A 12,906-nucleotide genomic window follows, 5' to 3' on the forward strand; every position below is an offset into this window, starting at 1 on the left:
CCCTGCCGCGCCCTCCACGCCCTACAGGTTCAGGCGTACGACCCCAACACCCCAACACCTGGGCGGCCCGCCTCAACCATCCCGACACCGGCGAGGACCAATCTCCAGTACTCGTCCTCTAGCTTCAATTGCCGCTAGCGTCCCTGTCGTCCCACTCCACGCCCCTCCACATACCAGGAGCGTTGCGACAAGCACTGGAACCCGCCCGCCGCCTACGGCCGGGTTTCACCCGTCGTCGACACACCACGGCCTCACGCCTGTCCCGCAGACTCTTCGCCAACAACTCGCTAGGGCAACGGAGCCGCCACGCTGGCAGCAACCAGGGACCATGGCGCCGCAGCCAGCCGCCTCAGCGCGACAAGTCGTCCTTGCGACGAGCGACCCTGGCACACCATCACCAAACGTCCCGCATCTCCGAGGCCGACCCACACTAGGCCGCCGCCGCTGCGCCGTCCCGCCATTGCGGGTCCCGCCATTGCGCTGTCCCGCCGCCACGTGGTGATTCGGACCGCGACGTCCTCGGCACACTGCCGCAGCCCCCACGCGCTGATCGCTCTCGCCAGATGAGCCACTGTGCTCCAGGCCCACATCCTTGGCGCGTGGCTCTAGCCCGGACCTCCGACACACCACCCAGCGCTCACGCGGGTCCCGCCATTTCTGCGACGAACTCCTAAAAAGGGCGGACGACGCGCCGTCCCACACCCGCGCGCGACGACCGTGGGGCGCAGACCCTACGTTCAGCCCGCGTCATGTGCGCTACGTGGTCTCGTGACCAGGTGGCCCTGGCACGCCGAGCAACCCCAGGCGCCGCGCCGTTTCGAGGGGGCGGGTTGCACAAATCAGCCCGCCAAGCATCCAGCCACCAAGGTCCCCACCCAAGGCCGCAGTTTCCCCCCACCCATCGCTTCTTCGACGTATCCTCCCCGGCCACCCATCCCGTACGGGTCGCGCGATTCGACGCCCTCAACGCACCGCCGACGTCCCACACTTCGCTACGTCATTCATCGATGAGAGGGCCACACCCCCTCATGTGCGCTGGGCGCAGGTGTGCGACGCTCTTCACCCCCCAACCGATCGTCAGTGCCCCAACAACGGTTGCCTATCGCGCGGAGGGGCGTGGTTGCAGGACGCCGTCGACAAAGATGTCGACTTTCTCGCTGTAGAAGCAGACAAGCCCGGCGACCTTGCGGCTCTCCTCCAGCGGGGTTGGATACGACCACGCCAGATCCTCGTGGACGTTGCCGCCCGCGCGCACCGACCAGTACTCCGCAGTGCCCTTGTACGGGCAGTGCGTCACCGTGTCGGTGTGTTCGAGCAGATCCATCCGGACATGCGTCTTCGGCAGGTAGTAGCGCACCGGCAGGCCCGTCTCGAACAGCAACCTGGGGCTGGACGACTCCGCGACCGTCACCCCGTCCACCTCGACCCGCACATGCCGCGAAGCCGCCAGCACATCGACCCGCGTGTACGGGTCCCGCGGATGGACGAAGACCTCCTCGTCCTCCTCGAACCAGGCATCCATCGCCTCCCAGTCCAGGCGGACGAGACCGCGCAGTTCCTCGATGGGCGACTCCGCGTACCGGAGCGCACCGCCCGGAGCCTCGGCACCGTCCACCTTCACCGTGTAGGCGGTCGCGTCGCCCCGACTCGGCGACCGCTTGCCCGGCCCGTCTTCGACGAGTTCGGCCCGCACGTCCGCCTCGGGGAAGTAGTAGGTCGGGTAGTAGGGGACTTCCCACACCAAGAAGGGACCCGTGGTGTCCACCACCAGGTGGCCGCCGAGATAGGCCCGAACACGCTTGCCGCTCTTCTCGATCCGAATCCTGGTCTTCTGCGATGCGCTCATGCCTGGGCAACCTCGCCGCTCCTTCGCCTATTTCAAACAACTCGCCCAGATCCGGCCACTCCAGACAGCGACCCGCCGCCCGTTTACACGAGCCTTTGATGCCGCGACATGCACTAGGACGTGTTTCAACGTGGGCCTCAGCCCACGCGCGGGCGACTGGCTCGCCTGATGGGGCGACGCCGAAGCGAGCCCGAATGGGCATTTCATGAGGCGACGCCGCGCTCCCGCACGACCCCCCTCGATCGCGAGCCGTCAGGCGAGCACCATGACGGCACTTTGAGACACGGCCTAGCTAGCGACCCGAGCGCATCACCCACCAAGACGGAACACCAGTCTTCCGTCGACTCAAGGCGTATCGCGGACCAAGGAGTTGCGTCCGATCGGGTCGGCTCGTCGTGCCACCGCCCGTGTGGCGCGTAAGAGTTTCAAGACCAACCCTCAGGATTTACGAGGCGGAATGCACCGCCCACAAGGGTCGCCCAGCCAGGACCGGGACTCGTTCGAGGACGTGCTGCCACCCAGCACCTGCCCACCCACCGAAGCCCGCCGACCTCACACGCGCCCACCCGGACGCAGCCCACCGAGCTGGCATGGCGCCCGTCCGGACGCAGCCACGGAGCTAGCATGCGCCCGCCCGGACGCAGCCCATCGGCACAACTCCAGCTCTTGCAACCACGGTGGTGCCGCCGCTTCCACTAGCGTCGTTCGGGGGCCCACACCCGGCGCTGGCGCCGTCGTCGGCCGCGGGGGCGGCGGGTCTTGAAAGCCCATCGCCGTCGAACAGCGGTTCTCATTTGGTGAGCGAGACCTCCTTTGGTTTGCGGGGGATGGCGAAGATCGGGAGGAGGGCGAGGAGCAGGATCGCCGCCGCCCACCAGAACGTTTCGGTGAAAGCGTTCGTCAGGAGTGTGGGCGTCTCTTCCGTGTGTTGCGCGGCGGCCTCGGACAGGTTGCCGGACGCGCCGGGGATCTCACCGCGGATGGCGATCTGCAGGACGACCGCCATCGCCGCCGTGCCGAACGAGCTGCCCACGCGGATCAGGATGTTCGCGCCGGTCGTCGCCGCAGGCACCGCCTCGCGCGGCAGGCCCTGATAGGCGATCGACATCAGGCTGGGAGCGATCATGCCGTGGCCGAGTCCGACGACGAACATCGTGCCCATGATCATGCCGCGTCCGGTCTCCGGGGTGAGGGTGGTGAGCGCCAGGGCGCCGGCGAGGACGCACAGGACGCCGCCCACGGCGAACCATCGGCCGCCGAACCTGTCGACCAGCCGTCCCGACACCGACATTGTGATCATCGCGCCGACGCCCATTGGGGCCAGCAGCCAGCCCGCGTCCAGGGCCGACTCGCCGCGGACGATCCCCGCGAACAGCGGGATGAGGATCATCAGGCCGAACATCGAACCGCAGTAGAGGAAGAGCCCGCCGGTCGCAGTGGTGAACGCCCGGGTGCCCAGTCGGCGCAGGTCGATGAGCGCACCCTGCCCTCTGTGCAGCGCGTGCGTGACGAACGCGGCGACCAGGACGCCTCCGGCGATGACACTGGTGAGGAAGCGCGCGCCCGTGAGGCTCGTCCCGTTCCCTGCTTCCGACAGCCCGTACACCAGGGCCGCCAGGCCGGGGGACAGCAGCAGCATGCCGAGGACGTCGAGCCGGGCGTCCGCCCTGCGGTCGGTGTCGCGCGGCAGCATCCGCAAGGCGGCGAACAGCGCGATCGCGCAGAACGGGACGTTGACGAAGAACATCCAGCGCCAGCTCAGATTGTCGACGATCACGCCGCCGAGAAGCGGGCCGAGCACCGGCGCGAGCATCGCGGGGACCGAGACGATGCTCATCACGCGGCCCATCCGTCCCGGCCCGGCCTCCCGGATGAGCATCATCTGCCCGACCGGCATGAGCATTCCGCCGCCGAGGCCCTGCAGGACGCGGAACGCGATCAGGGAGGGGATCGACCACGCGAGCCCGCACAGCAGAGAGCCGCCGACGAACAGCCCCAGCGAGACGAGCCACATCGTCCGCGTGCCGAACCGCTGCACCGCCCAGCCGGTCAGCGGGATCGCCATGGACAGGGCGAGGGTGTAGCCGGTCACGACCCACTGGATTGTCGACAGCGAGGTGCCGAAGTCCCTGCCAAGCGCCGTGACCGCGACGTTGACGATCGTGGAGTCGAGGACCGTCATGATCGCGCCGAGCAGCACGACGACCGCGAGTTTGCGCAGGTGCGGGTCGATGCCCTCCTTGTCGGCGGGAGGTGCGGTCGTTGCGCTGGTCATCCGGCCGCCTTTCCAATCCTTACATCGTATCGGTACCACCGTACACCGTATCAAGCGATCCGTACACCGTATCGATACGGCGTATCGCGTAGGATCTTTGTCGTGACAGGTTCGGCGAGGTCAGGCGACGTTTGGACGCGTCCGCGCGGCGGACGTCGCCCGAAACTGACCCGGGAGGCGATCGTCGAGACCGCGATCAAGGTCGCGGACGCCGACGGCCTGGACGCCGTCTCGATCCGCCGCATCGCGGGCGAGCTGGGCGTGCGCGCGATGAGCCTCTACACCCACATCGACGCGAAGGATGACATCTTCGACCTGATGTACGACGAGGTCGCGGAGGAGGCGCTGGTCAAGGGCGACCTGCCGGACGACTGGCGCGAGGCGTTCCTCCAGATCACCCATAAGGAACGCGAGACCGGCCTCAAGCACCCCTGGATGTTCGAGCTCTCCCACCGCTCCCCTCGCGTAGGGCCGAACGGTTTGCGTCACGCTGAACAGTCACTGGCCGCCGCAGCGCTGCTCACCGATGACCCCGAGAGCATGGTGGCCATCATCACCACCGTCGACCACTACACGCTGGGCTACATGTTGAGGGAGCAGCACGTCCAGGAGATCGGTGAGAACGGCCTGGAGCGCGCTCAAACCAGCCTCCTGGAGCGGGAGTACATCCGCACGCTTCTGGAAAGCGGAGAGTTCCCGCACCTCAAGCCCGTCTTCGAGCGGAGTCTCTACGGGCGCGCGGACTTCGAGCGGGGCCTCAACTGGCTGCTCGACGGCATAGAACACGACTACGGACAGAAGTAGCCCCGACCGTCGCGGCGTCGTAGCGTAGGCGACGGCGTACGTGGCGTTACGACGAGACGGGGTCCCAGGTGCGGGCAGCGAAGTTCATCAGCGTGGCCGCCGTGCTGACGGTGGCGGCGGCCACCGGATGCAGCGACGACGGTGGTGAGAGGGCGACCGCGTCAGCGAGCGTCCCGGTCGGCCTGGGATCGTTCTACAAGCAGAAACCGTCCTGGAAGGACTGCGGGGACGGATTCGAATGCACGACCGTCCAGGTACCTCTCGACTACACCAAACCGTCTGGCGAAAAGGTCGGCATCTCCGTCATCAGGCTCCCCGCCGAGGACGAGTCCGACCGCGTGGGCTCCCTGTTCACCAATCCCGGCGGCCCCGGCGGTTCCGGTACGGACTTCGTCCGCCAGGCGGCCCGGACGTTCGGGAACGACCTGCGCAGCAAGTTCGACATCGTCGGCTTCGACCCCCGCGGCGTCGCCAAGAGCGACCCCGTCCGCTGCAACACCGGTGCCCAGCTCGACGACTTCTTCGCCACTGACTCATCCCCAGACGACCAGAAGGAGACGGACACGCTCGCCGCCAAAGGCAAGCAGTTCGCCAACAATTGCAAGACCAAGGCGACAACCGAACTCCCTCACGTAGGCACCGTCAACGCTGCCCGCGACATGGACGTCCTACGCGCCGCCTTGGGCGACCAGAAGCTCACCTACTACGGCGCCTCCTACGGCACCTACCTGGGAGCCTTCTACGCCGAGCAGTTCCCTAAGAACGTCCGTGCCCTCGTCCTGGACGGTGCCGTCGACCCCAGGCAGTCCTCGACCGACATGCTGATCGAACAGGCCAAGGGCTTCGAGACGGCCCTGCGCGCCTTCGCCGGCGACTGTGTCAAGGCAGGCTTCTGCCGCTTCGGCAACTCCGTCGACGCGGTTCTGGCCACCGTCTCCTCCTTCCTCGCGAAGACGGACAGGACACCGCTCAAGAACACCCAAGACTCCCGCATGGTCACCGAGTCCCTGGCCACGATGGGCATAGCCAGGGCCCTCTACGTGAAGGAGTACTGGCCCGTCCTCCGCCAAGCCCTCACGCAGGCCATCCAGAACGCCGACGGCACGATGCTCCTGACCCTCGCGGACGAGATGGTCGAACGGAAGTCCGACGGCACCTACAGCTCCCAGACCGACGCCAACATGGCCATCAACTGCGTCGACAAGCCCAACCCCCCAGACCTCAAGACCTACGGCAGGTCGGCTACCGAGGCCCAGAAGGCCGCCCCTCGCTTCGGCCCCTTCGTCGTCTGGGGCGGCCTACCCTGCGTCTACTGGCCCGTCCAGAACGAACAACAGCCGAAACCCATCACCGCCAAGGGCGCCGCACCGATCGTCGTCATCGGGACCATCCGCGACCCTGCCACGCCCTACAAGTGGTCCCAGAGCCTCGCCGACCAGCTCTCCAGTGGCGTCCTGCTCACCTTCGACGGCGACGGCCACACCGCTTACCTGCAGGGCGACGACTGCATCACCGACGCCGCAGACAAGTACCTGATCACCGCCGACCCACCCAAGGACGGCACCACCTGCCGCTGAATAACCAGTGCACGCTCACCCCTGGGGACCCGGTAGACTTCAACCCGCCGTGTCCCACACGGCACGCCGCCTTAGCTCAGTCGGCAGAGCGATTCACTCGTAATGAATAGGTCATCGGTTCGATTCCGATAGGCGGCTCCCACGTCAGAGGCCCCTTCCGATCTTGGAAGGGGCCGTTTTGCTAACAGGCTCGCTAACAGCGAAGTCCAGGCCGCCTCGTTCATGACCCGCGCGAACACGTCCACCGCAGCCACCGCAGCCATCTCGGACATCTCGGCCACCGCGGCCGACCGGATCACGTGCGCGTAGACCAGGAGCGTGATCGCTGGATCGGCGTGCCCGAGCCGAGCAGCCATCACATGGACAGGGACGCCAGCTAGGAGCAGCGTCGACGCGTGGATGTCCGCAGATCGTGAACCCGAGCATGGGCAGCGGCTCGGGCAGGACGTCCTGGCAGGAGTGCAGGACGTTGCTGGTGTTCTGCTCGGCCCCCACAGCAGGGTGCGAACACAAGATGTGTTCGCATCAGGTCTTGCCAGCGGCCTTGCCCCTCAAGATTGGTGTCCGAGCAGGGGGTGCGCTCCCTGTGCCGTTCATCTGTGTGCGTGCGGAGCCGCAGGGTGGGACGTAGGACGGCCGTGGACCGCGGGGTGCGTGCGAAGGGCTTAGAGCCGGTCAGGGTGCCGGGGTCAGGTGCTCGGCGAGGATCTTCAGGTGGGTCTCGCGGGCCTCGGCGTGGCATCGGCGGCCCGCGTCGGTGATCTCGACGAAGACGCCGCGGCGGTCGGCCTCGCAGAGGCCGCGGTGCACGTATCCGTGTTTCTCCAGGCGGGCGACGGTGCGGGAGAGGGCGCTCTGGCTGAGGTACATGGCCGCGGCGATCTCCTGCATGCGGCGCTTCTCACAGTTGGCGTCGACGAGGCGGTCGAGCGTTTCGTACTCGCTCATGCTGAGGCCGTGGGCGTCCTGGAGGGCGCGGTCAAGGGCGCAGGCCACCGTGTTGTAGCAGGTCGCCAGCTCGCGCCACCGGTCGACGAGTGCAGCCTCCGCTTTCATGCCGCGGATCCTAGCATGCGCGCGCATGTGATGCATCCGAATTAAATTCCGCAGAATTTAGTGCGTAGACATTTGATGCATGTGCATGTACCGTCCTTCGACGTGACTATCACTGACACCTCACCTGCCTCCGCCGTCCGTGCGCCGACCGGGAGCGCGCCGGCCGAACAGACCTGGACTCCCCGGCTGTGGGGAGTCCTCGCGGTCCTGTGCGCCGTGTTGTTCCTGGACGGTCTCGACGTCTCGATGGTGGGCGTCGCGTTGCCGTCCATCGGTGCCGAGCTGGGCCTTTCGACCACGTCGCTGCAGTGGATCGTGAACGGTTATGTCCTTGGTTACGGCGGGTTGCTCCTGCTGGGCGGACGCACCGCCGATCTGCTCGGCCGCCGGAAGGTCTTCCTCACCGCGCTGGCCGTGTTCGCCGTCGCGTCGCTGGTGGGCGGGCTGGTGAATGACGGCACGTTGCTGATCGCCACCCGTTTCGTCAAGGGGCTGGCCGCCGCGTTCACCGCGCCGACCGCCTTGTCCATCCTGACCACCACCTTCCACGAGGGGCCCGCACGCAACCGGGCGCTGTCGGTTTTCTCGGTGTTCGGCGCCAGCGGATACTCGTCCGGCCTGATCCTCGGTGGCCTGCTGACGAGCTTTGGATGGCGTTGGACGTTCCTGACGCCCGTGCCCCTCGCGGTTCTCGCCCTCATCGCGGGCCTCGCGCTGATCCCGCGGGACAGGCCGGCGGCGGGCGGCGGCCACGACATCATCGGCGCCGTCACGCTCACCGGCGGCATGCTGCTCGCCGTTTACACCGTCGTCTCCGCGCCCGACCGGGGCTGGCTCGACCCGGTCACGCTGGGCTCGGTCGCCCTCGCAGCGGTGCTGCTGGCCGCCTTCTTCGTCACCGAGAAGAAGGTGCGGCACCCGCTGATCCGGCTCGGCATCCTGCGGATCGGGTCGATCGTCCGGGCCAATCTCAGCATCGTCGCCCTGTTCGGGTCGTACCTGAGCTTCCAGTTCATGATGACGCTCTACCTGCAGGACGTGCTGCGCTGGTCGCCGCTGAAGATGGCGATGGCGCTCCTGCCGGCCGGACTGCTCGTGGCCTTCGGCTCCCCGTTCGTCGGCCGCCTGATCGACCGGTACGGGACGCCCCGGCTGATCATCAGTGCCATGACGTCCCTGACCCTCGGTTACGCATGGTTCCTGGCCACGGCCGGGAACGCCCCGCACTACCTGTTCACGATCCTGCCGACGATGCTCCTGCTGGGCGGCGGGTTCGCGTTCGGGTTCAGCTCGATCATGGGACAGGCCACGGACGGGATCGATGACTCCGAACAGGGGCTGGCGTCCGGTCTCGTCCAGACGTCGGGACAGGTCGGCGCCGCCCTGGTCTTGGCGGTGGTCACCGCCCTGGTCGCGGGCGGAACGGCCGCCGGCGGCGATGGCTTCGGCGAGTTCCACCCGGGCGTCAACCTGGTCTGTGCCGTCGCCGTTGTCGGCTTGGCGCTGAACCTGGTCCCGCTACTGCGCCGCTACCGCCCCAAGCACGCCTGACCGAACCGACGCCCCACGCACCGACGACCCAACGCACCAACGACCCAACGACCTAACGCACCAACGACCCACGCCCGGGCGGGGACGCACTCATCCAGAGTGCGTCCCCGCACCCTTTCCCGCAGTTGCCCCAGTCCGTGACCGTTAGGCCAGTGGTTCACCGGCGACCAGGGCGTGCCCGGTACCGGTGTTCCGGCGCACTGCGCTGCGCCCATGCAGGACGAGACAGTCGTCAAGGCGGGCTTGGTGGTCAGTTCTTGCGTTTCCAGAAGGGGCGGCGAGGTGCTGCCTTTCCGGTGAAGTCGCTGAGGACCTGGAGTACGCGGGCCCACAGGTCGTTGACGGTGGCCTGGTCCGATGTGGGGTGCAGGCGGCGCAGGTCGTCGCGCAGGGCTGTGAGGGACGTGGTGTCGAGCTGCTGTGCCTCCATGCGTTGGATGATCGAGTCAAGGGCCGGGAGGAGTTCGCTCAGCAGGTGGTGGACGCGCTGGTCATACGTTTCGGGGACCTGGCCGAGGCGGTCGAGCACGTTGCCGAGTTCCTGCTGGAACCCGGTGACTGCGGATGCGGAGCGAGCGCGGCGTGGTGATACCGGACCTTCGCCTGTGGGCTGCTGCGTGTCGAGGGGTCGGCTGGACCCTCGCGTGGGCGGGCCCGCCTGCGGTGCAGCGCCATACGCGAACGACGGTGGGGATCCTGGGGCCGGGAGAGGCGCGGACTCGGTGCCTGCCAGGAGGGCTTCCGGGGCAGGGGCCGAGAACGCGGCGGCGTGCATCATCCTCGGCGGGGCTGCGGGCGCCGCCCAACCCCCGGGCATCTCCACCGGCTGGACGACCTGGTGCGGGGCGTCGCCATCGGTGACCACCCGGCTGTCCACGGCCACGAACGCGGTGAAACGGCACAGGACACCGAAGCGGAGCGACGTGTCCACGATGCGTTGTTCCAGGTCGTCAGGCCCGCGAGCCGTGTAGCGGTCTTCGAGGTCGCGCAGGTGCGCGCGGGCCCAGATGGACGTGGCGGCCAGGTTCCTGGTGACGGTGCCCGTCGCGCGCTGCTCCCAGGCACTCCCGCCAGACGCGGTGCCGCGGACGGACAGCGAGCCCGACGGAGTGCCGCGGAAGCGGCCCGCGACCACCAGTGGCACATCGGGGAACAGCGCGCCCAGCCGGCCCGGCGCCACGGAGTCGGGGATGATCTCCAGGCCGTCGGGGTGGAGTGAGAGCCCGGTCGCGAGCGGCGCGGCGATCCGGTGATGGATGTGCTCCATCGCCTCGTCCAAGCGGTCCTCGGACTCGACCAGTTCGCAGCGGCCCTGGCCGATGGCGGCGAGACGGTTCAGGAAACCGGCGTTGACCGCCTGGTCGATGCCGACCGCGTGGACGCGGACGCCACGCAGCCGCGGTTCGAGATGGGCGAGGAGCTGGTCTTCGTTGCCGACCTGGCCGTCGGTGATGAGGACGAGTACCCGGTCGCGCTCGGACTCGGCGAGCAGGCGGCAGCCCTCGTCGAGCGGAGCCAGCATCTCGGTGCCGCCGCGTGCGCTCAGTGCCGACAGGTGTTCGACCGCGCGGAACCGGTTGCGGTCGGTTCCGTCCACCAGCCCGGTACCGAGGTCGCGGGGACGTTCGATGACGGTGTCGAAGGACAGGACGGCGAACCGGTCCTCGGTGCGGAGCGTGTCGACGATGCGGGCGGCGGCACGGCGGGCGGCGACCATCTTCCAGCCCTGCATGCTGCCGGAGCGGTCGAGGACGAGCACGACGTCGCGGGGGCTCGGCCGGCTCACCCCGGAGGGGAGCACGGTGAGGCTGAACGTTCCCTCTTCGCCGGACTCGTCCGGGATCAGGGTGAGGGCCGCGCTCTCGTGCTCGGCGAAGTCGAGCCGGAGGATGAAGTCGCGGTCGAGGCGTTCGCCCGGCCGTAGCCGCACGGTGGTGCGTTCGCCGTCGCCTTCCTCGGCCACCACGTGCAGCGCCGAGCGGATCTGGGTCAGCGGCAGCCCGGCGGGGTCGATGTCGACGGTGACGGCCAGCCGGACAGGGTCGGGGAAGCCGGGCAGCAGGACGGGCGGGCTGATCCGGGAGGCGTCCGGCACGGCGTCGGTGTCGTCGGCGACCCCGGCTCCGGCCCGCTCGCCGTCCAGAGGCGCCCCAGGGATATAGCGGGGCGCGACGACCAGCGGGAGGCGGAACGTCGCGCTGGACGCCGACTCGTGCGGCAGGGGCTGGTCGACCGCGAGCCTGATCGTCACGCGTTCGCCCGGCAGGATGTTGCCGACCCGCATGGTGAAGACGTCCGGACGGTCTTCCTCCGCGATGGCGGCCCGCTGGCCCGCGGCGATCGCGGTGTCGTAGTCCTGCCGGGCCTGGCCGCGCTCCTTCAGCTTCCCTTCGATGACCCGGTCGGCGGCCTCCATCCGCAGGGCGGTGACGGCACCGCGGTCGGGCAGCGGGAAGACGTAGGTGGCCTCCAGCGGCGTGTCGTACGGGTTGCGGAAACCCTGGACGACCTCGATGCCGGCGGTGAGCCCGGTGATCGAGGCGTGCACGTCGACGGAGTCGAGCGGCAGGTTGCCCTTGTCGGTGGTGAGCGCGCCCAGCCCGTGCTCGGGCTCTGGTGGCGCGGTCTCGGGCAACGGCAGTATGCGCACGGTCACTGGGACCTCCGAGAAGGATCGGCGGACGGGAACGCGGGGCTTTCTGCGAGGGCGAGAAGGCCGCGCTGGTGCAGCACGTCGAGCAATGGGCGCGCGGCGTTCTCGATGGCGGCGAGGTCATCGCCGTTCAGGGCGGAGACGTCCAGAAGTAGGGTGACGCCGGACGCGAGCCGGACCCCCTGGACGACCGGTGGAAGAGGTATGCCGTAGTCGTCGGCCACGATCGCCGGCCTGTACGACACGTCGGGACGCGTGTTCCAGAAGGTTCCACGGGCGGCTTCCGCGTGCCGTCCCGCTCCTTCCTCCTCGGCTGTTGGGTTTTCCGAGACGGCGGGGTGGTGCGGCGGCTCGCCCGTGGAGGTCCCGGGCGCCGCTGCTTCTGAGCCCGGGGAGCCCGCCGAAGCGGTGGTGAAACTGGCCGGCCGACTCGTCGGGGCGGCCGAGCCCGCCGACTCGGCGTCGGCGGCGTCAGCCGCGGAGTCGGGCCGTGCGGCAGCGGTGGGGCCTGCCGAGCCGGCAGCAGAGCCTGGGGGACGGTCGGCGCGGACGTCCGGCGGGGCGACCGCCCCGTCGTCGTCGCCGGTCTTAGAGGCAGCCTGGGCCGCAGGGTCGGCCTGCCTGTGGGCTGGGTGTGGCGAAACGGCCGGTGGGTCTGTCGGCCCACCGGGGACAGGCCCTTGGGCGCGGGGGGCCTGGCGTGCTGAGCGGTTGAGCGCGGACGTGCGGGCGCTGGGGCCCTCCGACCGGCCGGGACGTCGGAGGGCTTCGCGGGCGGCCTCGGCCGTGGCGCGCAGATTGTGGCCGGAGGCCGGGCCCGGCCGGGACGGAAGCGAGGCGATTCGTTCGAGGGTCGCGTCGGTGGCGGCGGCGAGTTCGACCTGGATCTCGGCGATCGAGCGGCCGATGGCCTGACGCCGTTTCACCGCGACCAACTGCAGGAGATGGCGCGGCCCGTACAGGGCGGTGCGGCCGCGGCGGCCGAGTGGCGGGTCGACCAGGCCGATCGTGGTGTACCAGCGGATCAACCGCTCGTTGGGCAGATCGCGCACCCGGCCGCTGACCTGCGCGGATCCGTCCGCGGCGAGGGCCGCGGCGGCGCGTTCCGCCAGCTCGCTGATCGTCCAGATGCCGTCCATGGTCC

8 protein-coding genes and 1 tRNA gene are annotated in these 12,906 nt (G+C 68.9%); 4 read left to right on the forward strand and 5 right to left on the reverse strand.

Annotation, left to right across the window (positions count from 1 at the left end; translation table 11 throughout):
- Positions 1–1,099: 1,099 nt before the first annotated feature.
- Complete coding sequence (locus ETD83_RS11170; protein WP_138645010.1) at positions 1,100–1,846, reverse strand: DUF427 domain-containing protein; 747 nt, start codon at positions 1,844–1,846, stop codon at positions 1,100–1,102.
- A gap of 790 nt (positions 1,847–2,636) precedes the next feature.
- Entirely contained in the window at positions 2,637–4,121 is a 1,485-nt protein-coding gene (locus ETD83_RS11175; protein WP_138645011.1) for a DHA2 family efflux MFS transporter permease subunit, read from the reverse strand.
- 102 nt (positions 4,122–4,223) lie between these two features.
- On the opposite strand from ETD83_RS11175, the gene ETD83_RS42410 reads away from it, so the two are divergent.
- The 3 genes from ETD83_RS42410 to ETD83_RS11195 all read left to right on the forward strand — a co-directional run bounded on the left by ETD83_RS42410 (position 4,224) and on the right by ETD83_RS11195 (position 6,640).
- Positions 4,224–4,925 carry a TetR/AcrR family transcriptional regulator gene (locus tag ETD83_RS42410; protein ID WP_171064144.1) on the forward strand — a complete coding sequence of 234 codons (702 nt, stop codon included), beginning with the start codon at positions 4,224–4,226 and terminating at the stop codon, positions 4,923–4,925.
- A 68-nt stretch (positions 4,926–4,993) separates the two neighbouring features.
- Entirely contained in the window at positions 4,994–6,502 is a 1,509-nt protein-coding gene (locus ETD83_RS11190; RefSeq protein WP_138645013.1) for an alpha/beta hydrolase, read from the forward strand.
- 65 nt (positions 6,503–6,567) lie between these two features.
- Positions 6,568–6,640: transfer RNA gene (locus ETD83_RS11195), tRNA-Thr, on the forward strand.
- Between the two features lie 537 nt (positions 6,641–7,177).
- Here ETD83_RS11195 and ETD83_RS11200 read toward each other — a convergent pair.
- Positions 7,178–7,558: a MarR family winged helix-turn-helix transcriptional regulator gene (locus ETD83_RS11200; protein ID WP_138645014.1), complete on the reverse strand. Its 381-nt coding sequence runs from the start codon at positions 7,556–7,558 to the stop codon at positions 7,178–7,180.
- 75 nt (positions 7,559–7,633) lie between these two features.
- On the opposite strand from ETD83_RS11200, the gene ETD83_RS11205 reads away from it, so the two are divergent.
- A complete protein-coding gene (locus tag ETD83_RS11205) occupies positions 7,634–9,109 on the forward strand; it encodes an MFS transporter (protein WP_138645015.1) in 1,476 nt (491 codons plus the stop codon).
- Positions 9,110–9,359: 250 nt separating this feature from the next.
- Here the strand turns inward: ETD83_RS11205 and ETD83_RS11210 are convergent, their stop codons facing one another.
- Both ETD83_RS11210 and ETD83_RS44350 read right to left on the reverse strand, forming a co-directional pair.
- Entirely contained in the window at positions 9,360–11,765 is a 2,406-nt protein-coding gene (locus tag ETD83_RS11210; protein ID WP_138645016.1) for a VIT domain-containing protein, read from the reverse strand.
- Complete coding sequence (locus ETD83_RS44350) at positions 11,762–12,901, reverse strand: helix-turn-helix domain-containing protein (RefSeq protein ID WP_230420831.1); 1,140 nt, start codon at positions 12,899–12,901, stop codon at positions 11,762–11,764. Before ETD83_RS44350 ends, ETD83_RS11210 begins: the two co-directional genes overlap by 4 nt.
- Between the last annotated feature and the right edge of the window lie 5 nt (positions 12,902–12,906).

This window comes from Actinomadura soli, from assembly GCF_005889715.1.
GTDB classification, from domain to species: Bacteria; Actinomycetota; Actinomycetes; order Streptosporangiales; family Streptosporangiaceae; genus Spirillospora; species Spirillospora soli.